The organism is Microbacterium timonense, assembly GCF_900292075.1.
GTDB classification, from domain to species: Bacteria; Actinomycetota; Actinomycetes; order Actinomycetales; family Microbacteriaceae; genus Microbacterium; species Microbacterium timonense.
On record NZ_OLMV01000001.1, the window covers coordinates 600154 to 626688 of the forward strand.

General features: G+C 70.0%; 24 protein-coding genes. 10 read left to right on the top strand and 14 right to left on the bottom strand.

Translation table 11 applies throughout. The annotated features are described in order from the left end of the window. Nucleotides 1-487: 487 nt before the first annotated feature. From C9992_RS02905 to C9992_RS02940, 8 genes are all read right to left on the bottom strand, one after another. Nucleotides 488-1156 carry a response regulator transcription factor gene (locus C9992_RS02905; RefSeq protein WP_106814071.1) on the bottom strand — a complete coding sequence of 223 codons (669 nt, stop codon included), beginning with the start codon at nucleotides 1154-1156 and terminating at the stop codon, nucleotides 488-490. A 20-nt stretch (nucleotides 1157-1176) separates the two neighbouring features. Continuing rightward, entirely contained in the window at nucleotides 1177-2586 is a 1410-nt protein-coding gene (locus tag C9992_RS02910) for a sensor histidine kinase (protein WP_106814072.1), read from the bottom strand. Beyond that, nucleotides 2567-4135 carry a multicopper oxidase family protein gene (locus tag C9992_RS02915; RefSeq protein ID WP_106814073.1) on the bottom strand — a complete coding sequence of 523 codons (1569 nt, stop codon included), beginning with the start codon at nucleotides 4133-4135 and terminating at the stop codon, nucleotides 2567-2569. The genes C9992_RS02910 and C9992_RS02915 overlap by 20 nt, the downstream gene beginning before the upstream one ends. A 148-nt stretch (nucleotides 4136-4283) precedes the next feature. Continuing rightward, nucleotides 4284-5789, bottom strand: a complete 1506-nt coding sequence (locus C9992_RS02920) for an amidohydrolase (protein ID WP_106814074.1) — start codon at nucleotides 5787-5789, stop codon at nucleotides 4284-4286. Continuing rightward, complete coding sequence (locus tag C9992_RS02925) at nucleotides 5786-6427, bottom strand: FMN-binding negative transcriptional regulator (protein ID WP_106814075.1); 642 nt, start codon at nucleotides 6425-6427, stop codon at nucleotides 5786-5788. Before C9992_RS02925 ends, C9992_RS02920 begins: the two co-directional genes overlap by 4 nt. A 26-nt stretch (nucleotides 6428-6453) precedes the next feature. Then, the gene (locus C9992_RS02930; protein WP_106814076.1) at nucleotides 6454-7452 is read right to left on the bottom strand and encodes an Fpg/Nei family DNA glycosylase; all 999 of its coding nucleotides are present in this window, start codon (nucleotides 7450-7452) and stop codon (nucleotides 6454-6456) included. A 4-nt stretch (nucleotides 7453-7456) separates the two neighbouring features. Further along, on the bottom strand, nucleotides 7457-8023 hold the full coding sequence (locus C9992_RS02935) for a ribose-5-phosphate isomerase (RefSeq protein ID WP_106814077.1): 567 nt from the start codon (nucleotides 8021-8023) through the stop codon (nucleotides 7457-7459). 39 nt (nucleotides 8024-8062) lie between these two features. Continuing rightward, a complete protein-coding gene (locus C9992_RS02940) occupies nucleotides 8063-9262 on the bottom strand; it encodes a ferrochelatase (RefSeq protein WP_235007943.1) in 1200 nt (399 codons plus the stop codon). 213 nt (nucleotides 9263-9475) lie between these two features. On the opposite strand from C9992_RS02940, the gene pepN reads away from it, so the two are divergent. From pepN to C9992_RS02980, 8 genes are all read left to right on the top strand, one after another. Beyond that, nucleotides 9476-12022, top strand: a complete 2547-nt coding sequence (gene pepN / locus C9992_RS02945) for an aminopeptidase N (protein WP_106814079.1) — start codon at nucleotides 9476-9478, stop codon at nucleotides 12020-12022. Nucleotides 12023-12176: 154 nt separating this feature from the next. Further along, a complete protein-coding gene (locus C9992_RS02950; RefSeq protein ID WP_106814080.1) occupies nucleotides 12177-13088 on the top strand; it encodes an ABC transporter ATP-binding protein in 912 nt (303 codons plus the stop codon). Further along, nucleotides 13085-13888, top strand: a complete 804-nt coding sequence (locus C9992_RS02955; protein ID WP_106814081.1) for an ABC transporter permease — start codon at nucleotides 13085-13087, stop codon at nucleotides 13886-13888. Before C9992_RS02950 ends, C9992_RS02955 begins: the two co-directional genes overlap by 4 nt. A 10-nt stretch (nucleotides 13889-13898) precedes the next feature. Then, a complete protein-coding gene (locus C9992_RS02960) occupies nucleotides 13899-15194 on the top strand; it encodes a sensor histidine kinase (RefSeq protein ID WP_106814082.1) in 1296 nt (431 codons plus the stop codon). Continuing rightward, the gene (locus C9992_RS02965) at nucleotides 15191-15895 is read left to right on the top strand and encodes a response regulator (RefSeq protein ID WP_106814083.1); all 705 of its coding nucleotides are present in this window, start codon (nucleotides 15191-15193) and stop codon (nucleotides 15893-15895) included. Before C9992_RS02960 ends, C9992_RS02965 begins: the two co-directional genes overlap by 4 nt. A gap of 46 nt (nucleotides 15896-15941) precedes the next feature. Continuing rightward, nucleotides 15942-17048 carry a mechanosensitive ion channel family protein gene (locus tag C9992_RS02970; protein WP_106814084.1) on the top strand — a complete coding sequence of 369 codons (1107 nt, stop codon included), beginning with the start codon at nucleotides 15942-15944 and terminating at the stop codon, nucleotides 17046-17048. A 113-nt stretch (nucleotides 17049-17161) separates the two neighbouring features. Beyond that, nucleotides 17162-17659: a globin gene (locus tag C9992_RS02975; RefSeq protein WP_407662216.1), complete on the top strand. Its 498-nt coding sequence runs from the start codon at nucleotides 17162-17164 to the stop codon at nucleotides 17657-17659. A 42-nt stretch (nucleotides 17660-17701) separates the two neighbouring features. Next, nucleotides 17702-19366, top strand: coding sequence for an FAD-binding dehydrogenase (locus C9992_RS02980; protein WP_106814086.1), 1665 nt, complete (start codon nucleotides 17702-17704; stop codon nucleotides 19364-19366). A 57-nt stretch (nucleotides 19367-19423) separates the two neighbouring features. Here the strand turns inward: C9992_RS02980 and C9992_RS02985 are convergent, their stop codons facing one another. After that, complete coding sequence (locus tag C9992_RS02985; RefSeq protein ID WP_106814087.1) at nucleotides 19424-20101, bottom strand: hypothetical protein; 678 nt, start codon at nucleotides 20099-20101, stop codon at nucleotides 19424-19426. 110 nt (nucleotides 20102-20211) lie between these two features. Between C9992_RS02985 and C9992_RS02990 the strand changes: the two genes are divergently transcribed. Beyond that, nucleotides 20212-21072: an acyl-CoA thioesterase gene (locus C9992_RS02990; protein WP_106814602.1), complete on the top strand. Its 861-nt coding sequence runs from the start codon at nucleotides 20212-20214 to the stop codon at nucleotides 21070-21072. 1 nt (nucleotide 21073) lies between these two features. On the opposite strand, the gene C9992_RS02995 is transcribed toward C9992_RS02990, so the two are convergent. From C9992_RS02995 to C9992_RS03010, 4 genes are all read right to left on the bottom strand, one after another. Next, nucleotides 21074-21595, bottom strand: coding sequence for an acyl-CoA thioesterase (locus C9992_RS02995; RefSeq protein ID WP_106814088.1), 522 nt, complete (start codon nucleotides 21593-21595; stop codon nucleotides 21074-21076). Further along, nucleotides 21588-23267 carry an energy-dependent translational throttle protein EttA gene (gene ettA / locus C9992_RS03000; protein ID WP_106814089.1) on the bottom strand — a complete coding sequence of 560 codons (1680 nt, stop codon included), beginning with the start codon at nucleotides 23265-23267 and terminating at the stop codon, nucleotides 21588-21590. Before ettA ends, C9992_RS02995 begins: the two co-directional genes overlap by 8 nt. 109 nt (nucleotides 23268-23376) lie before the next feature. Then, nucleotides 23377-23898: a DUF6993 domain-containing protein gene (locus C9992_RS18310; RefSeq protein ID WP_235007944.1), complete on the bottom strand. Its 522-nt coding sequence runs from the start codon at nucleotides 23896-23898 to the stop codon at nucleotides 23377-23379. Between the two features lie 43 nt (nucleotides 23899-23941). Further along, a complete protein-coding gene (locus tag C9992_RS03010; protein ID WP_106814090.1) occupies nucleotides 23942-24514 on the bottom strand; it encodes a single-stranded DNA-binding protein in 573 nt (190 codons plus the stop codon). A gap of 232 nt (nucleotides 24515-24746) precedes the next feature. Between C9992_RS03010 and C9992_RS03015 the strand changes: the two genes are divergently transcribed. Further along, entirely contained in the window at nucleotides 24747-25013 is a 267-nt protein-coding gene (locus C9992_RS03015) for a hypothetical protein (protein ID WP_106814091.1), read from the top strand. A 55-nt stretch (nucleotides 25014-25068) separates the two neighbouring features. Here the strand turns inward: C9992_RS03015 and yczR are convergent, their stop codons facing one another. Continuing rightward, a complete protein-coding gene (gene yczR / locus C9992_RS03020) occupies nucleotides 25069-26490 on the bottom strand; it encodes a MocR-like transcription factor YczR (protein WP_106814092.1) in 1422 nt (473 codons plus the stop codon). Nucleotides 26491-26535: the final 45 nt, after the last annotated feature.

Below are 26535 nucleotides of genomic sequence, written 5' to 3' on the forward strand. Positions count from 1 at the left end.
GGGCGCCCTGGCGCCCGAAGACGAAACGCCACGAGGCCGCAACGAGGCGTTTCGACTCGCTTCGCTCGCTCAACGAACATCGGCCCCCGGTCGTTGAGCGGAGGGCGCTCTGGCGCCCGAAGACGAAACGTCTCGAGGTTCCCGCCGGGGCGTTTCGTCTAGCTTCGCTCGCTCAACGAACATCGGCCCCCGGTCGTTGAGCGGAGGGCGCTCTGGCGCCCGAAGACGAAACGCCTCGAGGCCGCGCCGGGGCGTTTCGACTCGCTTCGCTCGCTCAACGAACATCGGCCCCCGGTCGTTGAGCGGAGGGCGCTCTGGCGCCCGAAGACGAAACGCCTCGAGGTACCCGCCGGGGCGTTTCGACTCGCTTCGCTCGCTCAACGACCGAGGGCCGCGCCGGGGCGTTTCGACTCGCTTCGCTCGCTCAACGAACGAGGGGCCCACCGGGGCCGATTCGGTCTCGCATGGCCGCGCGATGACGGAGGGGTCAGGGGCGCTGCAGGAACGCCAGCACGGCCAGGACGCGGCGATGCTCGGTGCCGGATTCCTCGAGGCCGAGCTTGGCGAAGATCGAGCTGATGTTCTTCTCCACAGCACCCACCCCGATGAACAGGCGCTCGGCGATGCTGGCGTTGCTGCGGCCCTCGGCCATGAGCGTGAGCACGTCCCGCTCGCGCGGCGTGAGCGTCGACAACGGGTCGGGCCGTGCCGACAGCAGCCCCTGCACGACGAGCGGATCGAGCACCGTGCCGCGCTCGCGGACGCGGCGGACGGCATCGGTGAATTCGTCCAGCGACGTGACGCGGTCCTTCAGCAGGTATCCCACGCCGCCCTCCCCGCTCGCCAGGAGCTCGCGCGCGTACACGCCCTCGACGTATTGGCTGAGCACCAGGATGCCGACATCCGGCAACGCAGCGCGCACCGCCAGCGCGGCGCGGATCCCCTCGTCGCGGAAGCCGGGTGGAAGCCGGACGTCGAGGATCGCCACGTCCGCCCGCGCATCGCGTGCACGCGCCACGACGTCTTCGGCGTCGCCCCATGCGCCGGCAGTGACGTAGCCGGCCTCGTCGAACAGTCGGACCAGGCCCTCCCGCAGCAGCACGGAGTCCTCGAACAGGACCACGCGGACGGGCTCGGAGTCGGCGGAGGCGGGCATCCCCTCAGGATAGGCAGAGGTCACGGCGCCATCACCAGCGGGATGTGCGCGCCCACGGCGGTGGGCCCCCCGGCGGGGCTCGTCACGACGAGGACGCCGCGCAGACCGGCGACGCGTTCCTGCAGCCCCTCCAAGCCGTGCCCCGACGAGACCACCGCTCCCCCGCGCCCGTTGTCGACGACCCAGACGTCCAAATGGGTCGGAGCGCCGGCGGGGCTGCGTCGGAGCGACGCGCGCAGCGTGACCCCGGTGGCACCGGAGTGCTTGACGACGTTGGTCATGAGCTCGGCGACGACGAAGTACACCGTCCGCGCGACCTCCTGGCTGACGGCCCGGTCGATGGCGGGGTCGATCTCGGTCTGCACCCACAGCGGTGATGCCGTGGCCAGTGCGCTGAGCGCCGCGGCCAGACCCCGGTCCTGCAGCAGAGGCGGCGCGACGCCGCTCGAGAGTGCGCGGAGCTCGTCCAGCGCCGCCTTGGCGTGACCCCGGGCGTCGCGCGCGAGCTCGGCGGCGGCATCCGCGTCGCCCGCCTCGGCCCGGCGCTCGAGCGCCGCGAGATCCATCTGCAGACGCACGAGACGCTGCTGGGGCCCGTCGTGGATGTCGCGCTCCAGGCGTCGCAGCGACAGGTCTTCCGCGTGCACCGCGGCTCCGCGCGCGGCCGCCTCGGCGCGCACCTCGGCGGCGAGGTCGTCCGACTCCCACCGGCCGAGCATTCCTGCGGCGATCGCGTGGTGGCCGCGCGCGAGCCCGCCGAGCACCCAGGGCATGGTGAAGGTGAACAGGATGCCGGCCACGAGGTACAGCACCACCTCGACCGCCCAGCTGGACCACCCGCCGAACAGCCACGGCACCGCGTCGGCGACATAGTGGCCCCATTCGCCGCCGGATCCGTCGTTCTCCCAGTTGCGCGGGAGGAACAGGCCCCAGAACCAGTAGGTCAGTCCGCCGAGCCCGATGCTCAGCCACGCCACGGTCACGGCGAAGGAGATCGTGCTCACGATCGGGCTGACGATCATGCCGTGCACCAGGTACAGCCAGTAGTGGGCGTTGCGGATGGGCCGGGTGAGCGTCATCCAGAATCCGTCGGCGTCGGCGCGGTCCCGGTTCCACTCCGGCTCAGCGATCGGGGGCAGTCCGGTGAGCGCCAGCAGGAACCTGTCGGTCACCCCGAAACCGCGCGCCACGAGAAGGGTGAGCACGACGAGGGGAAGGCCGATGACGAGGATCAGAAGGCCGACGCTCGTCCAGAACAGGGAGGCGAGCACACTGATCGAGATCATCGCGAGCACGAAGACGATCAGGAGATACAGGGCGCTGCCCGGTGTGCGGATCCAGGCGTGGCCGTACCCAGCCCAGAACCCGGTGCTGGATTGCCCGCGTGCGCCCGGCTGCAGAGTGGCCGGCTCAGTGGTCATGGTGGTCATCAGTGTCTCCCTCGGGACGCTTGAGATCGGGCTGCTGGCCCGGTTCGACGACCAGGAACTGTCCCATCATGCCCTGGTCCTCGTGCCACAGCAGGTGGCAGTGATACATGTACGGAGTGGTCGGGTCGGCGTAGTCCTCGAACCGCACGAGGAGCCGGTACTCGCGGTCGCGCTCCAGCGCGATCGTGTCCTTGAAACCTGCGAGTCGTTGGGGCGGGGGCCCGCCGTCGACGCTGAGCACGCGGAACTGGGTGTCGTGCACGTGGAAGGAGTGCGGCAGCGGATTCTCGTTGCGGACGGTCCAGATCTCGCTCGTGTCCACCGTCGCGACGAGGTCGACGCGACCGAGATCCATCTGCGCGTCGTTGATGTTGTGGCCCGACATGACGAACGAGCGTTCGGCCGCGACATCCGAATCGTCCGGCTGCGGAACATCCACGAGCCGGTCAGGCACGGCGGAGGACGGCCGAAGGGATGCCGCAGCCCGCAGTTGCATCACGTCGAAGGCTGCGCCACCCGCGTTCAACGCCGGGTCGGGCGGGTTCGACACGAGCGTCACCTTCTCACCGGGCTTCATGCTGACGACGATCTCGGCGCGTTCCCCGGGCGACAGCGGGATGCCGGTCGTGGCGACGGGGGCGGCCAGCAGCCCGCCGTCCGTGCCGATGAGGTCGAAAGCGCGGCCGTCGGAGAAACCGAAGTCGTACATGCGGGCACTGGACCCGTTCAGCAGGCGAAGCCGCACCCTTTCGGTGGACACGTCCAGGTACGGCGCCACGGTGCCGTTCACGAGGATCGTGTCGCCGAGCACGCCGTCGAACTGCATCCCCAGACCGGCGGCGAACGATCCGTCGCCGTTGAAGGATCGGTCCTGCACGATCACCGGGATGTCGTCGACGCCGTACTCACGCGGGAGCGCGAGACCGGACTCCTCGTCGTCCCGCACCAGGAACATTCCCGCCAGACCGGCGTCGACCTGCTCGCGGGTGCGTCCGTGGAGATGGGGGTGGTACCAGAGCGTGGCGGCGGGCTGGTCGATCGTCCACTCCGGCTGCCACGTGGCGCCTGCGGCGATCGGCGAATGCGGCCCCCCGTCCATGGCGGCCGGCAGGTGCATGCCGTGCCAGTGCACGGTGGTGGAGTCGGTGAGCTCGTTGGTGATGTTCACTCGCACCCGTTCACCCCTGTCGGCGACGAGGGTGGGACCGAGATACGCCCCGTTGTAGCCGAGCGTCGGCGTCTGCCCCTGAGGGACGAACGAGGAGCGTCCCTCCTGTGCCGTCAGCTCGAAGACGCGGACGCCGTCCTCCACGCGAGACGGCGCGAGCGCGGGGACAGCGAGGGGATTCTCGAAGTCGACGCTCCCGGCGGCAGGCGGAGTCGCGCGCGTCGCGTTCGTCGCGAACCAGATGCCGGCGCCGGCGATGAGCAGCACGACGACGGAGAGCGGGACGGCGATCAGGGTGACGAGAAGTCCCCGTCGGCGTCGCCGTCCCGGCGGACGCGATGCCGCCGGTGGGGTCGGAGGAGCGGGTGGAGCGAACGTCATGACTCCAGCCTCGTGACGAGCGAAGTCCGCCGGCAGCCGACGCCCTCCCGAACCTTCACGGGGGCTGGCCCCCGTGTCGTCGGGGAGTCAGCCGGGTGCGTGCTTCCCGACGTGACGGGTGGGTGGAGGTCCGCCGCGGGCGCCTGAATCAGGCCAGGTGGGTGAGCCTGCCTCCCAGCAAAGTGGCCGATACGCGCATACCCCGGAGCGTGGCCTCGTCGGCGGCGAGCGGGTCGTGCTCGCAGATCGCGAGATCGGCGATGTCGCCGGGTTCCAGACGCGCAGGTGCTGCCGAGCCTCCTCGCGTGGATGCCGCCAGGGCGGTGGTGGCATCGACGCGCTGGTGCGGCTGCCACGGCTCTCGACCGTCGCGGGTGCGGAAGACGGCGGCGGCCATCGCGGCCCAGGGATCCAGTGGTGAGACCGGGGCATCCGATCCGAACAGCAGGGTGGCTCCGGTGTCGGCCAGCGTGCGCAACGGGTAGGGCTGTGCGGTTTGGTCGACCCAGATGGTGTCGGTGAGATCGCGGTCATCGAGAGCGTGCTCGGGCTGGACGCTCGCACCGATCCCGAGCCGACCGAAACGCGGGATGTCGGCGTGCGCCACCAGTTGGGCGTGCTCGATCGTGCCCCATGCGCCCGTCGCGGCGAAAGCGTCCAGCGCGTGGGAGTTGGCGACGTCACCGATCGCGTGGATCGCCGAGGCGATCCCGGCCGACGTCGCCCGCGTCATCAGCTCCACGAGCGTCGGAAGATCCACGGTGACCACACCGTGATTGTGCGGATCTCCCGGGTACGGGTGAGAGCATGCCGCGGTCCGTGTGCCGAGCGAGCCGTCGGTGATCACTTTCAGCGGTCCCACTCGGGCGAGGTCGGACGCGGCGCCGCGTGCGACATCCCCGGTCTGAAGTCCCTCGCGGACGGCGCGGTCGAGGTGCTCGGGATAGATGCCGAACGAGACACGGAGTGCGTCGAAGCCGGCGGCGATGCGGCGGACCCAGGCGTCTTCGTTCCACGCCATGTCGAGGTCGACGATGCCGACCACGCCCCGCGTCGCAGCCTCCTCCGCCATCCGCTGCACGAGCGGATCGGACACCGTCGCAGCCACCGCATTGAGGCGGCGGGAGATCTCGAAGGCGGGCTCCTCACGGAGCACGCCCGTCCCGTCGGGCGTGAAGCCCTCGCGGCGCAGGGCGGCGGAATTGAGCCACACGCTGTGCACGTCGGCGTTGATCAGGTAGGTGGGCACGTCCCCGGTGGCCGCGTCCAGCGTGGCCAGATCGAGCGTGTCGGCCCAGAAGGCGTCGCGGAACCCGCTGCCCACCCGGCGTCCGTCCGGCAGCGTCTGCGCTGCCCCCATGAGCGCCGCGGCGTGCGCCGCGCTGGTCGCATCGCCGAGCGCGACGCGCTGTGCGGACAGCGCCCACTGCACGGTGTGGACGTGGTGATCCCACAGGCCCGGGATCACCCGTCCTCCCTCCGCGTCGAGCACGCGGCCACGGCGTGGCAGCGCACCAGCGGGAGCGAGGTCGGTGACGATCCCGTCGGCCAGGTGGACGTCCACCGGGTCGGTGTCGAACGGGTCGGTGCGCTCCGAGCCGGTCAGCCGCGCGTTCACGATGACGTCGGGCGCGTCCCCGCGAGCGAGCGTCACCGTGCCGTCCTGCGCGTCTCGAGGTCACGGCGCATCTCGCCGGCGAGCCGCGAGTCGGCGTAGGGGCTCGACCCCGCTTCCAGCTCGACGATGACGTTCTCCACCACGTCGTCGGTCTTGTTCTGGCTGAGCTTGCGCTTGCCGACGACTCGGGTGGGCGTGAGCCGGAACCCGACGGTCCCCTTTTCGAGCCGCCGCACGAACTCGGGGTCGTTCGGCGGCGCCCACATCAGCCGCGGCTGTGGCAGGCCGCTCTCGAAGCGTGCGACGAGGCGCTCCAGGACGGCGAGGTTCTCCTCCGGGCTGAGCAGCTCGGGCACTCCGCTCAGGTGGGCGGAGATGAAGTTCCACGTCGGGACGCTCTGGGTGTCGCCGTACCAGCCCGGCGAGATGTAACCGTGCGGGCCTTGCACGACGACGAGGATCTCACGCTCTCCGAGGCCGTGGATGAGGTCATCGGGCTTGCCGACATGACCGACGATCGTGAGGTCCTCGCGGTCGGGATCCAGCAGCACCGCGTAGTGCGAGGCCACCAGTCCGTCGTCGGTGGAGCTGACGATGGTGACCCAGGGATTCTGCTCGACCAGGCGGCGGATCTCGCTGACGTCCGACATCGCAAAACTCGGGTTCTGGCGCATGCCCTCAGCCTAGAGACCCGCTCGCATCAGCGCTGGCAGGAGGGGCACCAGTAGAGCTTGCGGCCGGCCGCCTCTTCCACGACGATCTCCGTCCCGCACACGCGACAGGGCAGGCCCGCGCGGTGGTACACCCAGTGACGGTCGTCGCGGCTGGCCATCGCCTTGCGGTAGGCGTCCGGATCCAGGTCGTCCATCGTCATCATCTGGCCGGTCTCGACACCGATGGAAAGGAGCCGCACCCAGTCGCGCCAGATGCCACGCACGACCTCCTCGGGAACGTCCCGGCCCGGCGTGTGCGGATTCTGTCGGGCGCGATACAGCAGCTCGGCGCGATACACGTTGCCGATGCCGCTGACCACGTTCTGATCCATGAGCAGCAGACCGATGGGCGTGGGCTTGCGGCGGACCACCGACGTGAATCTCTCTTCTCCCTCGGAGACATCATCGACCAGCGGATCGGGACCGAGCTTGGCGATCGTGGCGGCTACCTCCTCCGGGGTCTGCAGTTCACATGCGGTCGGCCCGCGCAGGTCAGCGCACGTCACGTCCGTGAGCAGGCGGAGGCGCACCTGCCCGACCACGGGCGGCGGCCACTGGTCGCCCTCGTCGGCAAGTCCCGTCGTCTGCTCCGACATCCGCACGTGCACCCGCGCGCGGCGCGGGGCGCCGATCGACGTCAGTGAGTTCTCGCCGGCCGAGTCCAGGATCGGCTCCTCCAGCTGCGTGCCACGCTGATTGGTCTGCCCCATGCGCCCGTTGGAGGAGGCGATGGTGGGATCGACCAGGATCTCGCCGGCGAAATCCCATGCCCCGTACATGCCCAGGTGCACCCGCAGCCAGATGTCGTGGTCGAACTCGAGGAACATCTGCTTGCCGACAGCGCGCACCTCGGTGGGCGTCCGTCCGTCGAGTACCGCCGCACCCTCGGTGAACCGGCCCTGCGGGCTGGATGCCGTGACCGGGCGCCCGACGAAGTTGCGATCGAATTGCCGGGCGATGCGGTGGACGGAATGGCCCTCGGGCATCGGCTCAGCCGGCTTCGGGGTCGAACGAACTGTCCTCGGCGTCCAGGACGTCGGGCTCAGCCTGGATCGGTCCGTCCGCGCGCTGCGCGGCACGCGGGTCGGGCTGCAGCGTGCCGTCCTGTTCGTACGCGGCCAGCTGCGAGATGCGCCGGGCATGCCGCTCCTCTGCCGAGAACGGCGTGGCGATGAAGCGGTCGATGAAGGAGGCCGCCTCTTCGAAGGTGTGCTGCCGGGCGCCGATCGCGATGACGTTGGCATCGTTGTGTTCGCGCGCGAGCTCCGCGGTCGCGATGCTCCACACCAGGGCGGCACGCACGCCGTGCACCTTGTTCGCCGCGATCTGCTCGCCGTTGCCGGAGCCGCCGAACACCACCCCGAGCGTCTCGATGCCCGCCGCCTGATCGCGCACGACGGCCTGTGCCGCGCGGATGCAGAACGCGGGGTAGTCGTCGAGCGGGTCGTACTCGATCGGGCCGTGGTCGACGACCTCATGGCCGGCGGCGGCGAGGTGATGCTGCAACTGTGTCGAGAACTCCAGTCCGGCGTGGTCCGTCGCGATGTGGATGCGCATGCGGTCAATCCTAGGGAGGCTGTCGTGGTCGTGACGGCGTCAGGGCACGAGGCCGGCCGCCGCCGGTTTGAACCCCGCGCGGACGTTCTCGCAGCAGGCGGGCCGGCACACATCGAACCAGGGCCCGAGGTCCGTCATGTGGGGTCGCTCTCCCGCCGGCGTCCCGGACAGGCGCTCCTGGACGAGGTCGACCAGACCCGACACGAAGGCGGGGTCGACGCCGGGAGTCGGCGTGCGGACCGCGCGGATGCCGGCCTCGGCCGCAGCATCCATCGCCTCCGTATCCAGATCCCACAGGACCTCCATGTGGTCGCTCACGAACCCGAGCGGCACGATCGCGACCGCCTGAACCCCCGCGGCCGGAAGCCCCGCGATGACGTCGTTCACATCGGGTTCGAGCCACGGCTGGCTGGGCGGCCCGGACCGTGACTGGTACACGAGGTCCCAGGCGACGCGATCGGCGCCGGGGACCTCAGCTGCGACCGCCGCCATGACCACTTCGGCGACGGCGAGATGCTGCGCCGCATACGCGCCACCCGGGCCGAGATCGCGGTGCAGGGGGTCTCCCGTGCGCGGACCCGAACGTTCGGCGTCGGCCGTCGGGATGCTGTGCGTTGAGAACAGCACTCGCACGGCCTCGGGCGCGACGCCGTCCGACAAGAAGCCCGCGACCGCGTCGCGCACTCCGTCCACGAAGGGCTGGACGAAACCCGGGTGGTCGAAGAACTGGCGCACCTTGTCGATCGTGACGGTGTCCTGCAGGTTCGTCTCCGTCAGCACCCGCGCGAAGTCCTCGCGGTACTGCCGGCAGCTCGAGAAGGAGGAGTACGCGCTGGTGGCCAGAGCCAGCAGGCGGGTGTGGCCGGCGGCGGCGGCATCCGTCACCGCCTCCTGCAGGTACGGAGACCAGTTGCGGTTGCCCCAGTAGACCGGCAGGTGCAGTCCTCGTCGAGTCAGTTCTGCCTCGAGCGCCTGCTTGAGGGCCCGGTTCTGCGCGTTGATCGGGCTCACACCGCCGAAGTGGCGGTAGTGGTGGGCGACCTCCTCCAGCCGCTCGTCGGGGATGCCCCGTCCGCGCGTGACGTTGCGGAGGAACGGAATCACATCGTCCTGCCCCTCCGGACCGCCGAACCCTGCGAGCAGGATGCCGTCGTACGCGACGGGCTGCTCGACGAACGGGGCGCCGGGCGCGGCGGCCGGCGAGGCGAACGGGACGACGGGCTGGTCCGAGGAACTCACCCGTCCATCCTGACACTCCGGGCCGCGGGCGCACGCCGACAGAACCATCCCAAGCGACGTGCTTTTCCACACGACGCCGTTCGCCGACGCGGCCTGGCATAGGCTGGGACGGTTGTCATCGGCGCCAGCAGCGCTGATCGTCGGCGCCGGAGACGCGTCGGCGCAACGGGCTTTAGAGACCATCCGTACCTCACCCCCTTGGGAGCCGAAGCAGTGCCAGGAGAGAACCTCACCCGCATCGAGGCGCAGGAGCGCCGCGCGATCGTCGACACGCAGTCGTACGAGGTCGCGCTGGACCTGACGAAGGGCGCGGAGGTCTTCGGATCCCGCAGCGTCGTACGGTTCACTGCAACGCCCGGTGCGTCGACCTTCATCGACCTGATCGCCCGTGAGGTCCGCGAGATCACGCTCAACGGCCGCGCGATCGATGCGGCATCCGCCTTCGCGGACTCGCGGATCCGGCTGGACGGCCTGGCCGCCGACAACGAGCTGGTCGTCGACGCAGACTGCCTCTACACCAACACCGGCGAGGGCCTGCACCGGTTCGTCGACCCCGTCGACGACGAGGTCTACCTCTACTCGCAGTTCGAGGTCCCCGACTCGCGCCGTATGTTCGCGGTGTTCGAGCAGCCCGACCTCAAGGCGACGTTCCAGTTCACGGTCACCGCGCCGGAGCCGTGGAAGGTCGTGTCGAACTCCCCCACGCCCGAGCCGAAGAAGCACGGGGATGGGACGGCCACCTGGGTCTTCGAGGCGACGCCCCGCATCTCGTCCTACATCACCGCACTCATCGCCGGTCCGTACGAATCCACGTTCTCCGAGCTCACCAGCGCCTCCGGACGTGTCATCCCGCTGGGCGTCTACGGCCGCAAGAGTCTGTGGCAGTTCCTGGACGCCGACTACATCTTCGAAAAGACGCGCCAGGGCTTCGCCTACTTCGAGGACAAGTTCGACTACCCGTACCCGTTCGCCAAGTACGACCAGCTCTTCGTGCCCGAGTTCAACGCGGGTGCGATGGAGAACGCCGGCGCGGTCACCTTCACCGAGACGTACGTCTTCCGTTCCAAGGTGACGGATGCCGTCAAGGAGCGTCGCGTCGTCACGATCCTTCACGAGCTGGCGCACATGTGGTTCGGCGACCTCGTCACCATGAAGTGGTGGAACGACCTCTGGTTGAACGAGTCGTTCGCCGAGTGGGCGTCGACGATCGCGACTGCCGAGGCCACCGAATGGACGGAGGCCTGGACCACGTTCAATGCGATGGAGAAGACGTGGGCCTACCGTCAGGACCAGCTCCCGTCGACGCACCCTGTGGTCGCGCAGATCAACGACCTGGAGGACGTGCAGGTCAACTTCGACGGCATCACGTACGCCAAGGGCGGGTCGGTCCTCAAGCAGCTGGCCGCCTGGGTGGGTATCGAGGCTTTCTTCTCGGGTGTCGCCGCGTACTTCAAGAAGCACGAGTGGTCGAACACCGAGCTGTCCGACCTGCTCGCCGAGCTCGAGGTCACCAGCGGCCGGGAGCTCACCACGTGGTCGAAGAAGTGGCTCGAGACGGCCGGTGTGAACACGCTCTCCCCCGAGGTCGTCGCCGACGTCGACGGCACCATCACACGGTTCGCGATCGTGCAGACCGCTCCGGCCGACTATCCGACGATCCGGCCGCACCGCCTGGGCGTCGGCTTCTACGAGCTCGAGGGCGACGCGCTGGTGCGCGTGCACCACATCGAGCTCGACGTCGACGGAGACCTCACGGAGGTTCCCCAGTTGAAGGGCCGCAAGCGCCCTGCCCTGGTGCTGTTGAATGACGACGACCTCGCCTACGCGAAGATCCGGCTGGACGGCCAGTCGCTGCAGACGGCGATCGACCACCTGGGCAAGATCAGTGATCCGCTGGCCCGCTCGCTCGTGTGGGGTGCTGCGTGGGACCAGACGCGCGACGCCGAGGCGTCCGCGTCGGACTACGTCGACCTGGTGCTGCGTAACATCGGCGCAGAATCGGAGTCGACGACGGTGCGCACCACGCTTGCCCAGCTGCAGCTGGCGGCGAACTCCTACGTCGCCCCCGAGAAGCGGGACGCCAGCCGCCGGAAGGTCGCGGACGCTCTGTGGGACCTGGCCCACGCGGCCGAGGCCGGCAGCGACAGCCAGCTGCAGTTCGTCACCGCCTTCGCTTCGGCAGCGGCCACGCCGGCGCAGTGGGACCGGGTGCGGCAGGTGCGCGACGGTGAGGTGACTTTCGACGGACTCGAGATCGACACGGATCTCTCGTGGCAGCTGCTGGTCTCGCTCGCCGCCGGCGGCCTCGTGACCGACGAGGACATCGACGCCGCGCTGACCGCCGACAACACCGCGAAGGGCGGCGAGTTCGCCGCGCAGGCGAAGGCCGCCCTCCCCACCGCCGAGGCGAAGGACGCGGCGTGGACCTCACTCGTCGACAGCGACGACCTGCCCAACACGATCGTCCGCTCGGCGGCGCTGGGCTTCGTGCACCCCGCCGGACGGGACCTGCTCGAGGACTTCGTGCCCCGGTATTTCGACGCCCTGCTCCCCATCTGGAACTCGCGCACGTACCAGATCGCGCAGTACCTGATCGTGGGCCTCTACCCGGCGCCGCTCGCGAACCTCGCCCTGCGGGACGCCACCCGCGCATGGCTCGAGGCGAACGCCGACGCCGCCCCCGCGCTGCGCCGCCTCGTCGCCGAGAACCTCGCCGGCGTCGAGCGCGCGCTCGCCGTGCAGGACCGCGACGCCCAGTAGGCGACGCCCAGTAGGCGATGCCGGGATGCCCCGGTCCCCCGCGAGAGCAGGGACCGGGGCATCCTCCATTCCGGCACCCAGGTACCACCGATGGCGGGACCGTTCGTACCGCAGGCGGACGCGCGCGCCCCGGCCGCCCTCGTAGCGTGGGCGCATGATCGTTGCAGAACAGCTCACGAAGCGCTTCGGAGACAAGACCGCCGTCTCCGAGGTGTCGTTCACCGTGCAACCCGGAAAGGTGACCGGGTTCCTCGGACCGAACGGCGCAGGCAAGTCCACGACCATGCGGATGATCGTCGGCCTCGACCGCCCGACGTCGGGATCGGTCACCGTCAACGGCCAGCCGTATGTCCGGTCGCGGGCGCCGCTGGCGGAGGTGGGGGTGCTGCTCGATGCGAAGGCCGTGCACACCGGCCGGTCGGCGCGCAACCACCTGCGCGCGATGGCCGCCACCCACGGCATCGGCCGCTCACGAGTCGACGAGGTGATCGAGCTGACCGGCATCGGGTCGGTCGCGGGCAAGCGCGCCGGGAAGTTCTCGCTGGGCATGGGGCAGCGCCTGGGCATCGCGGCCGCGCTGCTGGGCGACCCCCACACGCTGATCCTCGACGAGCCTGTCAACGGGCTCGACCCCGAGGGCGTGCGATGGGTGCGCCAGTTCGTACGGTACCTGGCCTCCGAAGGACGAACGGTGCTCCTGTCGAGCCACCTCATGAGCGAGATGGCGCAGACCGCTGATCATGTGATCGTGCTCGGGCGCGGGCGGGTGCTCGCCGACGCAGACCTGTCCGAGCTCGTGCGGGCGTGGACGAGCAACACGGTCCTGGTGCGCTCGCCGCGGCTGGGCGAACTCGTCACGGCCGTTGCGGGACCCGATGTCACCGTGACCGCCGCCGAACCGGGGACCGCCGAGATCACAGGCGTCACCGCTGCGGCGATCGGCGACCTCGCCGCCTCTCTCGGCATCCCGATCCACCAGCTCACACCCCGTACCGGCTCGCTCGAAGACGCGTACCTCGCGCTCACCGGCGACGCCGTCGAGTACAAGTCCAAGGAGATCTCATGACCGCCCTCGCCACGGAGCCGCTGACGCGCTCACGCATCGCCTCGCCCTACCGCCTCAGCTTCGCTCATCTGCTGCGCAGCGAGTGGATCAAGATCCTGTCCGTGCGCTCCACGTGGTGGTCGCTCGGTGTGGCCGCGGCGCTGTCGGTCGCGATCTCGATGATGGTCGCCGGCGCCTCGGCGAGCTTCGGCAGCTCGTACCCGGCCGTCAGCGTCATCCTGTCCCCCACCCAGTTCACGATGCTCGTCGCCGGCATCCTCGGCGCCATCGTGATCACCGGCGAGTACTCGACGGGCATGATCCGCTCGACGTTGACCGCCGAGCCGCGCCGCGGCGCGGTCGTGCTGGCCAAGGCGGTCGTCGTGTCCGTGCTCATGGCGGTGGTCACCGCAATCATCTACGCGATCGCCATCGCGGCGACAGCCCCGCTCGTGTCGGAGGGCATCGACTGGTCTGAGCCGTCACAGTCGATCGCACCATTGGCGTACGGCGTCATGTCGATGGTCGCGTTCACCCTGATCGGGCTCGGTTTCGGCTTCATCGTGCGCAACGGCGCCGGTGCCATCGCGGCGACGGTGGGCGTGCTGTTCGTGCTGCCCATCGTGTTCAGCCTGTTCTCGATGGCGGGTGAGGGCTGGCGCTGGATCGTCGACCTGTCGGAGTACCTGCCCATGAACGCGGCCTCGACGCTCGCCGCTCCGGGCGCCGAGGACGTTCTGCCGGCCGTGCTCACTCTTGTCGGCTGGGCCGTCATCCCGCTGGCCTTCGGGTGGGGCGTGCTGCGCACACGCGACGCGTAGAGTCGACCGGATGCCCCGATCCCCGTCTGACAGCACAGCCGTCGTCGGCGCCCTCACAGGTACCGACGACGGCCTGCTGCTGCCGCGCCCACCCGGGGTGCTGCGCCGGTTCTGGGCGCGGCATCCGCGGATCACGGACGTTCTCGTCGCACTCGTCGCGTTCCTGCTCTCGGCACCCGCCGCGACGATCCGCAGCGATGCGCCGGTCGCTCCCTCGACCGGCGAGACCTGGTTCGCGATCGCGCTCGTCGTCCTGATGTCGGCCGCCTTGGTGCTGCGTCGCCGCCACCCGCTCCTCGTCTTCGCGCTGACGATGGTTCCCGTGCTGATCCTGGCGCCCAGCCTCTCACCCGTCGCCCATCTGCTGCCCGCCTTCGCCATCTACGCCGTCGCCGTCTACCGCTCCGTGAGGGCGTGCTGGATCGCGTTCGCCGCGGCTTCCGGTGCGCTGGTGGTCTACACGCTCGTCGCGTGGGCGACGGTTCCGGTCGAGCTGGGCTTTCTCGTCACGTCCCAGATCTCGGCGATCGTCGCGCTCCTGCTGGGCGCGCTCATCGGCATCAACGTCGGGAATCGCCGCCGATACCTCGAGGCACTCATCGACAGGTCTCGGCAGCTGCTCGTCGAGCGCGACCAGCAGGCCCAGCTCGCCGCCGCCGGAGAGCGCGCGCGCATCGCGCGGGAGATGCACGACATCGTCTCGCACAACCTCACGGTGGTGGTCGCCCTGGCTGAGGGCGCCGCCGCAACCCCCGATCCCGACCGTGCGCGGACGGCCGCGCAGCAGATCGCCGCGACCGCCCGCGGCGCACTCACGGAGATGCGCGCGATGCTCGGCGTCCTCCGCGCTCCCGGCGCCGCGATAGAGCACCCGCTGGCGCCCGCGGGGTCCGAGGGCGTCGCGGAGGCCGTCGAGGCGGCGCAGAGAGCCGGCTTTCCGGTGGTGCTGCGCTCCGAGGGCAGGTGGGAGGACGCTCCCGCCGAGACGCGGTTCGCGGTCACGCGGATCGTGCAGGAATCGCTCACAAACGCGATGCGGCACGCTCGCCTGGCCACGTGCATCGAGGTGCACCTGGCCACCGGCGACGCCGGGATCGACCTCACGATCGTGAACGACGGCGTCCGTGGCGATGCGGACGCCGTCTCGGCGCGCGGCGGCTTCGGTCTCGTGGGGCTGCGCGAACGCGTGACCCACGTGGGCGGCACCCTCCAGGCCGGCGCTGCGGGCGGCGGTCGCTGGCTCGTGCGCGCATCACTCCCGTGGGACCCCACCACCAGCCGAGCAACGAAGGAGACCACCCCGTGAACGAGCCGATCCGCGTCCTGCTGGTCGACGACCAGCAGCTCATCCGGGTCGGCTTCCGGCTCGTCCTGGAAGCCGAGCCCGACCTCGAGGTGGTCGGCGAGGCAGCCGATGGCGATGAGGCGATCACGGCGGCGGCCGCACTGTCACCCGATGTGGTGCTGATGGACATCCGCATGCCGGGCACCGACGGCATCGCGGCGACCCGGGCCATTGTACGAGCACACCCCGGCACCCGCGTGCTGGTGCTCACGACCTTCGATCTCGACGAGTACGCGTTCGGCGCGCTGGATGCGGGCGCCGGCGGCTTCCTCCTCAAGGATGCCGAGCGTGCTGAGTTGACCGCGGCGATCCGGGCGGTCCACCGCGGCGACGCCGTCCTCGCCCCACCGGTCACGCGGCGGCTCATCGAACGCCTGCATGCCGGGCCGCCGCCGGCCGCGGAAACCGACGTCGATCCGACCGGCGACCTCACCGATCGCGAGCGGGATGTCTTCATCGCCATCGCGCAGGGCCTCAACAACGCCGAGATCGCCCGTCACCTGTTCCTGAGCGAGTCCACGGTGAAGACACATGTGGGCCGCGTGCTCGCCAAGCTCGGCGCGCGCGACCGCGTCCACGCCGTCATCCTGGCTCACCGTCACCGCCTGGTCGACTCGTCCGCTCCGCCGCCTGCTCGCCTCGGCGACCGGTCGACAGCCTGAGCGCCGGCTCAGCCGGGCCGCGGCACCGGTGGTTAGGATCGTCACGATGATCCTGCATCCCTTCGACACCACTCCGCAGGACGAGAATGTCGACATCACGGACGTCGAGTTCTGGCGGGGGATCGGCGAATTCTTCGTCGCTGCGGGGTGGAATCTCCTGGCCGTCGCGGGAATCATCGTCGGCGCGATCCTCCTCGTCTGGGTGCTGCACGGTGTCATCCGCCGCGTCGTCAACCGCATCGTCAACGGCGCCAAGTCGAAGGCCAATGTCGACGACACGCAGGCGCTCGAGCGCTCCCCGCTCGCCTCCGTGCGTCTTGTGCAGCGCACGCGGACGCTGGGGTCGATCCTGGGCAACATCGTGAACGTGACGATCATCGTGATCGCACTGCTCCTGATCATCAACGTCGTCGCGCCCACTGCGCTCGGCTCACTCACCCTCCTCACCGCCGCCGTCGGGGCGGGTCTGGGCTTCGGAGCGCAGAACATCGTCAAGGACGTCCTCAACGGCATCTTCATCGTCGCTGAGGACCAGGTCGGGATCGGCGACGTCGTGGATCTGGGACTGGCCACCGGCGTCGTCGAGTACGTCAGCGTGCGCGTCACCCACGTGCGCGACGTGAACGGCACGCTCTGGTACGTGCGCAATGGCGAGATCACGCGGATCGGGAATCTGTCGCAGGGATGGTCGCGGGTGATCCTGGACCTCTCGGTCGCCGTGGACTCCGACATCGAAGCGGTCGAGAAGGCGATGCTCGACACCGCGAAGGGCCTGGCGAAGGACCCCAAGTGGCGCACCCGCATCCTGGAGCAGCCGGAGGTCTGGGGTCTGGAGTCGATCTCCGGCGATGCGCTGGTGATCCGCCTCGTCATGAAGACGCGCGCCAACGCGAAGGACGACGTGGCACGCGAGCTGCGCATGCGTCTGAAGCGCACGATCGACGACATGGGCATCAGCCTCCCCGCGCTCACCGCGGTCATGCCGACCGGACTGGAGGGCGCGCAGCGCGTGCGGGGTGCCAACCCCCCGAAGACGAAGCCCACGCCGGTGGCTGCCAGCAGCGAGCGCCCCGTCTGGAAGCCGAAGCGAACCGGCAAGAAGACCCGGCCCACGGACGGCGGCTCCGACGCCCCTTCTGAAGGAGCATCATGACGATTCCCCCACCCACGCCGTCGGATGCGTCGCGGCACGAAGGCACGAGTGATTCTGCCGGTGCCCAGGCGCCCGCTGCCGACACCGGCGAACGTCCCGAGCCCGCGGCCGTGCTGAGCTTCTACGACGAGATCGGCGGCCACGAGACGTTCGTGCGCCTGGTGGAGGCGTTCTACCGGGGCGTCGCGGACGATGAGGTGCTGCGACCGATGTATCCCGAAGAGGACCTCGGCCCTGCCAAGGAACGGCTGACGCTCTTCCTGGAGCAGTACTGGGGCGGCCCGACGACGTACAGCCGACAGCGCGGCCACCCCCGTCTGCGCATGCGGCACGCCGCCTTCCACGTCGACCCCGAGGCACGAGACCGGTGGCTCGCCCACATGCGCGTGGCAGTCGACGAACTGCAGCTGCCCGCCCTGCACGAAGTGACGCTGTGGGACTACCTTCAGCGCGCGGCGTTCGCGATGGTGAACACCTTCGAGCCTTCCGGGATCGGGCCGTCCGCCGGCACCAGGGCGGCCGGTGGGCTTCCCGTCACCGCCGCACCACCGGCGGCCGCGTCGCCGCCGGCAGCCCCACCCGCGGACCCCGCGCGCGGAACCGCCCGCTGACCCCGATCCCGCTCCTCACCACACGCCGACAAAGGAGTCGACATGCCCCTCGCCACCCACAACACCGACGTCCTCGTCATCGGATGGGGTCTTGCCGGCCTCGTCGCGGCCGCCGAAGCGGTGGCCGCCGGCAGACGCGTCGTCCTCATCGACCAGGAGCCGCGCTCGAACCTCGGCGGGCAGGCGTGGTGGTCGTTCGGGGGCCTCTTCTTCATCGACTCCCCCGAACAGCGGCGCCTGGGAATCCGCGATTCCCTCGAGCTGGCGCGGCAGGACTGGTTGGGGAACGCCGGCTTCGACCGCGACGAGGATCTGTGGCCCCGCCGCTGGGCGGAGGCGTATCTCCAGTTCGCCCACGAAGAGAAGCGGTCGTGGCTCCGCGAGAAGGGGGTCGGCTTCTTCCCGATCGTCGGCTGGGCCGAGCGGGGCGGTTACACGGCCACCGGCCCGGGCAACTCGGTGCCGCGTTTCCACATCACGTGGGGTACGGGGCCCGGCATCGTGGCGCCCTTCCAGGCCGCTGTCGAGGCAGCCGAGGCCGACGGGCGTCTGGTGGTCCTGCCGCGCCACCGCGTGAGGGCGCTGAGCGTCGAAGGCGGAGTGGTGACGGGAGCCGAGGGAGACATCCTCGCGCCGTCCGGGGCACCCCGTGGTGTCGCGACGTCCCGCGACGTCGTGGATGCGTTCGTCGTCCGGGCGGGCGCCACGATCGTCGCGTCCGGAGGTATTGGCGGCAATCATGAGCTGGTGCGCCGGTGGTGGCCCGAACGGTTGGGGACTCCCCCTGCCACCATGGTGACCGGCGTCCCGGCCTACGTGGACGGGTCCATGCAGCCCATCAGCGCGGCGGCCGGCGCGCGGCTCATCAACGGCGACCGCATGTGGCACTACGTGGAGGGCATCCGGAACTGGGATCCGGTGTGGCCGGATCACGGCATCCGAATCCTTCCGGGGCCGTCGTCGGTGTGGCTCGACGCCACCGGGAGCCGGCTGCCGGTGCCGCTGTTCCCCGGGTTCGACACCCTGGGAACGCTCGCGCATCTGCGTGGCACGGGGTACGACCACTCCTGGTTCGTGCTCTCGCAGAAGATCATCGAGAAGGAGTTCACGCTGTCGGGCAGCGAACAGAACCCCGACCTCACCGGCAAGGACGTGCGTCTGCTGGCGAAGTCCCGGCTCGGCAAGGGCGCCGCCGGTCCCGTACAGGCCTTCGTGGATCGCGGCGCGGACTTCGTCGTGCGCGACACGCTCGACGCGCTCATCGCGGGCATGCAGGCGCTCCCCGGCGGAGAGGCGCTGGACGCGGACCGTGTGCGCGCGGAGCTCGAGGCGCGCGACCGCGAGGTCGACAACGACTTCACCAAGGATGCGCAGATCGCGATGCTGCGCTCAGCGCGCGCCTTCCGGGGCGACAGACTGATCCGGACGGCCAGCCCACATCGCATCCTCGATCCCAAAGCGGGCCCGCTCATCGCCGTGAAGCTGCATGTGCTGACGCGCAAGTCGCTCGGCGGGATCGAGACCGACCTGTCGGGACGGGCGCTCGGCTCCGGCGGCGAACCGGTCCCGGGGCTCTACGCCGCCGGGGAGGCCAGCGGATTCGGCGGGGGCGGCGTCCACGGATATCGGGCGCTGGAGGGCACGTTCCTCGGCGGCTGCCTCTTCTCCGGGCGTATCGCGGGGCGCGCAGCCGCAGCGGCTGTCTGACGTCGTCCCGCGCACCGTCGTGGCCGGTCGCTCAGGCGCTCGGCCGGAACCGATCGCTCAGTCCCGGGACGGCCCGGTGCGGCGCACCGGCGTGAGACCGGTGACCAGCGGCCCGCGCACGAGCACGTGCCCCCGCGCAAGACTGATCCGGGTCCACGGCCCGGCGGTGAACACGCGTGCGGTCTCGGCCCCGCTGATGAAGCCGAGGCTCAGGGCCGCGAACGCGACACCCAGGGGCCTTCCTCCGAGCTCCTCGTCGGGCGCGCCCCACACGGTGGCGCGCACCGCTCTCACGACGTCCTCGCCGGCATCGGTGGGCACCGCGTCGGCCACCCGTGCGATGCCCGCCTGCGCCTTGGTCGCCAGCGTCGAGGCCTCGATACCCGGCTGCGCCTCCCACCCGGAGCGCGGCGGTGCGATCCCTGCCCAGGCGGGCGACAAGGCGGTGTCGGGAAGAAGGACGGCCCTCGCGTCGTCCGGCGCGGCCGACAGGGCGGATGCCTCGACGACGAGGTCGCAGACCAGCTCGGGATCAGCCGCGAGCGTGCGCAGCGCCAACACGGTGGGCGTGGGGTCGCCGAGGCCGCGCGGCGCCAGCGGCGCCGCGGTCATCGCCATGATTCCGCCCGAGGCCTGCAGCCGCACTCCCTCGACGGTGAACCGGGCGGCGCGGCCCGCGAACGTGATCGCGTCGGCGGCGGAGTGCGGATCGGCGAACAGCAGGCGCGAAGACATCGCCCCTAAGCTACCAAGCGGACCGACGGGCGGCCGACGCCCCGGGAGGGAGCACCGTGGACGCCGAGCCGAACCTCGAGGACTCACCCGAGAGCGACCCCGTCGCGTCCATGCTCGCCGTGATCGACCTCAGGGAATCGGACGCACGCACCACCGAGGACATCTTCACCGGCACGTCCCAGTCCATGCCGCTCGGCCGCGTGTTCGGCGGTCAGGTGCTCGCGCAGTCCATCGTGGCGGCATCCCGCACCATCCCCGAGGAGCGCATCGTGCACTCGATGCACGGGTACTTCCTGCGCCCGGGTGACTCGACGAAGGGCATCACCTTCGCGGTCGACCGCATCCACGACGGTCGCTCCTTCTCGACGCGTCGCACACAGGCGTTCCAGGAGGGTGTGCCGATCTTCTCGATGATCGCGTCGTTCCAGGACGAGGATCCGGGACTGGAGCACCAGGAGCCGATGCCCGAGGGTCTGCCGCAGCCGGAGGACGTGCCCGACGTGGAGTCCCACCTGGAGGGACTGCACCCGATGTCGAAACGGCTGTTCACCGATCGACCGGTAGACCTCCGGCACATTCCTTCACCGATCTACGTTTCGGTGGACGGCGGCCGGGAGCCCCGTCAGGCCGTGTGGATGCGTGTGCGCCGGCCGATCCCCGACGCGCCCGCGATCCATCGGGCCGCCCTGGCCTACCTCAGCGATCTGACGATCCAGGAGTCGATCCTTCGCGCGCACGGCGTCGCGTGGTCCACACCCGGCCTGAAGGTGGCGAGCCTCGACCACGCCATGTGGTGGCACCGCTTCGGCCGGGTGGACGAGTGGATGCTCTACGTGCAGCAATCGCCGAGCGCCCGCGGTGGCCGCGGCCTGGCGACGGGCCGTGTCTACAGCCGGGACGGGTCGCTCTTGGCCAGTGTCGCACAGGAGATCATGGTGCGGGTCCCTGGCGGGGACGTGGCCGGACGCTGACTCAGCGCCGGTGCGCGTAGAGGATCGGCTCGCCCAGATACGGCTCCCATGCGGCCCGCTCGGCGGCTGAGAGTCGCAGCGGACGGCCGGTCTCGGCATCCACCTTCACGACCACCGTCGTGGCCCGGGCATAGAGCGCCTGCTCGCCGTTCGCGGTCTCACGAGGACTGCGCACCTCGTAACACACCTCGATGCTGGAGCCGCCGATCTTGCCGAACCACATCTGCACATCGAGCGGATGCCGCTGATACGGCACTGGGGCGAGATACTCGATCTCCTGCCGGGCGATGAGGGTGAGCACGCCGCTGAAGATGCTGGAGTCGAGCACCGCCGTGTCGGGAGCGTGCTCGCCCGGTTCGGGCAGCCAGAACGCCCGCACGCGCGCCTCTTCGAGGAGCTTCAGCATCGACGTGTTGTTCACATGGTTGAACGCGTCGAGGTCGCCCCACCGCAGGTGGATCGGGATGTGCAGCCGGCGGTCGGGCCCGGGGGCCGCGGCCGCGGCTCCGGCGGTGTCAGTCACGCGTCAGCTTGCGGTAGGCGGTGCGGTGGGGACGGGCGGCATCGGGGCCGAGCCGCTCGACCTTGTTCGCCTCGTACGCCTCGAAGTTGCCCTCGAACCAGTACCACTGGTCGGGGTTCTCCTCGGTGCCCTCGTAGGCCAGGATGTGCGTCGCGATGCGGTCGAGGAACCACCGGTCGTGGGTGATGACGACCGCACAGCCCGGGAACTCCAGGAGCGCGTTCTCGAGCGACTGGAGGGTCTCGACGTCGAGGTCGTTGGTCGGCTCGTCGAGCAGCAGCAGGTTGCCACCCTCCTTCAGCGTGAGGGCCAGGTTGAGGCGGTTGCGCTCACCGCCCGAGAGCACGCCCGCCTTCTTCTGCTGGTCGGGCCCCTTGAAGCCGAACTTGGATACGTAGGCCCGGGACGGGATCTCCGTCTTGCCGACGGTGATGATGTCCAGTCCGTCCGACACCACCTCCCACAGGGTCTTTCCGGGGTCGATGTTGGCGCGTGTCTGGTCGACGTAGCTGATCTTCACGGTCTCGCCGATCTTCAGATCACCGCCGTCCAGCGGTTCGAGACCGACGATCGTCTTGAAGAGGGTCGTCTTTCCGACGCCGTTGGGACCGATGACGCCGACGATGCCGTTCGGCGGCAGGCTGAAGCTCAGACCGTCGATGAGCGAGCGGCCGTCGAAGCCCTTCTGCAGCTTCTTCGCTTCGATGACGACATTGCCCAGGCGCGGACCCGGCGGGATCTGGATCTCCTCGAAGTCCAGCTTGCGGGTGCGCTCCGCCTCGGCAGCCATCTCCTCGTAGCGCGCGAGACGGGCCTTCGACTTCGCCTGGCGGCCCTTGGCGTTCGAGCGCACCCAGTCGAGCTCCTCCGCGAGGCGCTTGGCGAGCTTCGCGTCCTTCTTGCCCTGCACCTCCAGGCGCTCGGCCTTCTTCTCGAGGTACGTCGAGTAGTTGCCCTCGTACCCGATGAGCCGGCCGCGGTCGACTTCCGCGATCCATTCGGCCACGTTGTCGAGGAAGTACCGGTCGTGCGTGATCGCGATCACCGCACCGGGGTACTTCTGCAGGTGCTGCTCGAGCCACAGCACGCTCTCGGCGTCGAGGTGGTTCGTCGGCTCGTCCAGCAGCAGCAGGTCGGGCTTCTGCAGCAGCAGCTTGGTGAGCGCGACACGCCGCTTCTCACCGCCGGACAGGTGCCGTACGGAGGCGTCGCCCGGAGGCGTGCGCAGGGCGTCCATGGCCTGCTCCAGCTGAGAGTCGAGATCCCACGCATCGGCTGCGTCGATCTCTTCCTGGAGGGTGCCCATCTCTGCCAGCAGAGCGTCGAAGTCCGCGTCGGGATCTGCCATGAGACCCGAGATCTCGTTGAATCGGTCGAGCTTGGCCTTGATGGCGATGCCGTCCTGGATGTTCTCCAGCACCGTCTTGTCCTCGTCCAGCTCAGGCTCCTGCATCAGGATTCCCACGGAGAAGCCGGGGCTGAGCTTGGCTTCGCCGTTGGAGGGCTGGTCGAGGCCCGCCATGATCTTGAGGATCGTCGACTTCCCCGCGCCGTTCGGGCCGACCATGCCGATCTTCGCGCCCGGCAGGAATGCCATGGTGACGTCGTCGAGGATCAGCTTCTCGCCGACTGCCTTGCGAGCGCGGACCATCTGGTAGATGTACTCAGCCATGCGGGTTTCAGTTCTCCTTGGAGTGGACGTCAGCCTCCCAGCCTACCGGCCGCTCCCTCCGGCGGTGCGCTCGCGGGAAGCGGTCGATGCCGCCGCGCGCTCGCGGGACTCACCAGTCGATGGGTCGGGTCTGCCCGATGAGGCAGGTTCCTTCCGCGAGCACGGGCATCACCACGGTGACCGGCTCGCCGGTCGCGGGACCCACCTGGCCGATGAGGCATTCCTCGTTCCATCGGACGGAGAACTGAATGCTCTCGGCGGGGTTGCCCACCGTCGTCGTGTCCTCGGTCACCTGCATGGCCGATTTGTCGAAGCCGGCGGCCACGAGCGCATCGACGTACGCACGCCCCGCGACCCGATCCGCCGAGTTCCACACCGCCTTGGTGACCGCCGTGAACACCGGGAGGTTGTCGGCCGCTGTGCCATCGGGGACCAGCGTCGGCGAGGTCGCCGTCGCGCCGGGAGTTCCGGTATTCGAGGGAGTCTGCGTCGGATCGCCCGACGAGGGCGCACCACCGGGATTCCCCGGTGTGCAGGCCACCAGAACGGCCGCCAGCATCGCCGCCGCCAGCGCAGATGAACCGCCTCGGCGAGCACTGCTGTGCGAGAAGGGCGGTAGCAGTCGGGGCACGCAGAGAGTTTATGGGCCGCGGGCCGAGCGCCGGCCGCACGGCTCAGAACGGAGTGTCGCCGGCGTCGGCTTCCTGCGCTGTTTCCGACGCAGCGCCGAGGGGAACGAGCAGCGGACGGCCGTCGCCGTCGGACTCAGCGGCCACGCCGGCCACTTCCCCAGTGCGACCGGCACCCTCGGGCGGCACTCCGGGCGCGGCCCACGCGTCACCGGGCGCGGCCGTCCACGCTGTTCCACCTCCGCCCGCTGCTCGGGCGTCCTTCACGAAGGTGGTCGTCCCCCAGAGCAGGTCGTGCCCGATGGCGTCCGCATCGATCTCGACCGCCGTGCCTCGACGGGTGCCGTTGTCCCACTCGCGCAGTCGCAGTCGGCCGGTCAGGATGACGCGGTCGCCCTTGCTGAGGGAATGGAAGGCGTGATCGGCCAGCATTCTGAAGACCGACACCGTGTACCAGTTGGTGCCGGAGTCGGACCAGGTGCCGGAGTCGCGGTCGTACTTGCGCCGCCCGCTGGCGACCCGGAACGTCGTGATCGCCACCCCGGCAGCGGTGCGCTTGAGCTCGGGATCCGTGGCCACGTTGCCCGTGATCGTGATGGTGTCGCCGGTGTCACTCATTTCGCTTCCCTTCGTCGGACCGGGGACTCTCCTCCGGTCCCGCCGGCGCCCCGTGCCCGAGGACGCCGGCGGTGCACACAGCTTCGCCGCCCGCGGTGCCTGTTCGGGGCGCCGGCTCCAGGACTGGGGAAAAGCCGAGGGAGACCGCGGCTGGGGAGGAATCACCGTCGAGGGAGGAATGTCGGAGGTCGCACATATCTTCGAAACACATCATCGTGGCAGGGAGGACCACATGAGCACCGCCTCACCCACAGCCTCGCCGCTGCGCGCACCCGCACTCGCGCCGCGGCTCCGCGTCCGACTCATCCCCGCCGCGCCCTCGTTGTGGCGCGTGGTGGAGCCGAGCGGCCGCGTCATCGGACACTTGCAACAGCTGACGCACCATGGTGCGGTGCGCTTCCGGGCGCGTCGTTACCACGCCGCGTCTCACGCGTTCCGCGACCTCGGGGACTTCTGGAGTGCGGACGACGCCGTCGAGAGCCTGCGCTTCACGCGGTGAATGCCATTTCGTTGACCCGCGCGGGGACGACGTCCCCGCCCAGGGCGCGCACGCGTCAGACCACGGCGCCCGCTGCGTCCACCATCGTCGACCGCGCACCGGCTCGCACCGCGTCCCAGGCATCCGAGAGCACGTGCGCTGCCCGCATCATCTCGTCGGGCGGACTCGTGAACGGCACTCGCAGGTGCCGATCGTGCCCCCCGTCCACCGAGAAGCGCGGGCCGGCCGTCAGCAGAACCCCGCGCGAGCGTGCTTCGAGCACGAGGGCGGAGCTGAGCGGCGCGTCCAACTCGACCCAGAGCGAAACGCCGCCTGCGGCGTGCGGGATGCGCCACGACGGAATCACACGCAAGGCGTCGGCGACCGCATCCCGGCCGGCTCGCAGCAGCTCCGACCGCTGGGTCACGATGTCGTCGAAGCGTGCGAGCAGCCGTGAGGCGATCGCCTGCTCGAACTCGGGAGTGCCCAAGTCGTGGGCCGGGCGCGCGGCCACCAGACGCCGGATGAGGTCTCCGTCCGCGCGCACCCAGCCGAGCCGGAGTCCGCCCCAGACGGTCTTGCCGAGCGAGCCGATGCGCACGACCGTGCCGGGCTCGGCGGTGTCGAACCCCGGTGGCACCGGACCACGGTCGATGTCGAGATCGCCGGTCGTCTCGTCGAGCACCAGAACGGATCCGGCGCGCTCCCCCGCCGCCAGAAGCGCGCTCCGCTCGTGGGCGGTCATGCTGCGGCCCGTCGGGTTCTGGAAGTCCGGCATGAAGTACGCCATCACGGGGAGCGTCCGCGCGAACGCCTGCTCGGCGCGGTCGACATCCCAGCCATCGCCTGTCGTGACCGGTATGCCGACGAGCCGGGCACCGGCGCGCCGCAGTGCATCGACGGCGTGAGGATACGTCGGCGTCTCGACGAGGACGCGGTCACCACGGCCGATGAGCACCGTCGAGACCAGATGGATCGCACTCTGCGCGCCCGTGGTCACCAGCACTTCGGCAGGATCGGTCGGGATCCCTCGCTCGGTGTACCGTCGCGCGATCGCCTCGCGCAGTTCGATCCGTCCCAGCACGTCGTAGCCGACGCGCGAGACGAGCGACGACGCCGCAGCACCCACGTCCGCCATGAGACCTGCCAGTCCCGGCCACGCGGGCGGGCTCGCCTGTTGCAGGTCGATCATGCCGTCCGCCGGGTCGACCCGACCGGGGTCACGCCGTCCCAGTGGCAGCGTCACGCTTCCCGATCCGCGCAGACTCGCGATGTGCCCCGTTTCACGCAGGCTGCGGTAGGCCGCCGCCACCGTGCTGCGGCTCAACTGAAGCGCCGCGGCGAGCTCGCGCTCAGCAGGCAGCGCGGTGCGGGGAGCCAGCCTGTTGTCCAGGCACAGCAGGCGGATGCTGTCGGCCAGGGCTTCATACGCCGGCTCGCGCGTGCGCCAGCCGCCGAGGGCCGCCGCCAGAGCCCGCGCCGATATCCGGGAGTCCATGGGGGCCAGCGTACCGCTATTGGACTGGAGCGTACGGGCCAATCC

What these genes read in the sequence shown, in the direction of transcription:
- C9992_RS03015 (WP_106814091.1), top strand. Translation starts at nt 24,747, where the DNA reads ATGAGCACCGCCTCACCCACAGCCTCGCCGCTGCGCGCACCCGCACTC.
- C9992_RS02970 (WP_106814084.1), top strand. Translation starts at nt 15,942, where the DNA reads ATGATCCTGCATCCCTTCGACACCACTCCGCAGGACGAGAATGTCGAC.
- C9992_RS02935 (WP_106814077.1), bottom strand. Translation starts at nt 8,023, where the DNA reads ATGCGCATCCACATCGCGACGGACCACGCCGGACTGGAGTTCTCGACA.
- C9992_RS02930 (WP_106814076.1), bottom strand. Translation starts at nt 7,452, where the DNA reads ATGCCCGAGGGCCATTCCGTCCACCGCATCGCCCGGCAATTCGATCGC.
- C9992_RS02960 (WP_106814082.1), top strand. Translation starts at nt 13,899, where the DNA reads ATGCCCCGATCCCCGTCTGACAGCACAGCCGTCGTCGGCGCCCTCACA.
- C9992_RS02990 (WP_106814602.1), top strand. Translation starts at nt 20,212, where the DNA reads ATGCTCGCCGTGATCGACCTCAGGGAATCGGACGCACGCACCACCGAG.
- C9992_RS02915 (WP_106814073.1), bottom strand. Translation starts at nt 4,135, where the DNA reads ATGACGTTCGCTCCACCCGCTCCTCCGACCCCACCGGCGGCATCGCGT.
- C9992_RS02985 (WP_106814087.1), bottom strand. Translation starts at nt 20,101, where the DNA reads ATGTCTTCGCGCCTGCTGTTCGCCGATCCGCACTCCGCCGCCGACGCG.
- C9992_RS02955 (WP_106814081.1), top strand. Translation starts at nt 13,085, where the DNA reads ATGACCGCCCTCGCCACGGAGCCGCTGACGCGCTCACGCATCGCCTCG.
- C9992_RS03010 (WP_106814090.1), bottom strand. Translation starts at nt 24,514, where the DNA reads ATGAGTGACACCGGCGACACCATCACGATCACGGGCAACGTGGCCACG.
- C9992_RS02925 (WP_106814075.1), bottom strand. Translation starts at nt 6,427, where the DNA reads ATGCGCCAGAACCCGAGTTTTGCGATGTCGGACGTCAGCGAGATCCGC.
- ettA (WP_106814089.1), bottom strand. Translation starts at nt 23,267, where the DNA reads ATGGCTGAGTACATCTACCAGATGGTCCGCGCTCGCAAGGCAGTCGGC.
- C9992_RS02950 (WP_106814080.1), top strand. Translation starts at nt 12,177, where the DNA reads ATGATCGTTGCAGAACAGCTCACGAAGCGCTTCGGAGACAAGACCGCC.
- yczR (WP_106814092.1), bottom strand. Translation starts at nt 26,490, where the DNA reads ATGGACTCCCGGATATCGGCGCGGGCTCTGGCGGCGGCCCTCGGCGGC.
- C9992_RS02980 (WP_106814086.1), top strand. Translation starts at nt 17,702, where the DNA reads ATGCCCCTCGCCACCCACAACACCGACGTCCTCGTCATCGGATGGGGT.
- C9992_RS02910 (WP_106814072.1), bottom strand. Translation starts at nt 2,586, where the DNA reads ATGACCACCATGACCACTGAGCCGGCCACTCTGCAGCCGGGCGCACGC.
- C9992_RS02905 (WP_106814071.1), bottom strand. Translation starts at nt 1,156, where the DNA reads ATGCCCGCCTCCGCCGACTCCGAGCCCGTCCGCGTGGTCCTGTTCGAG.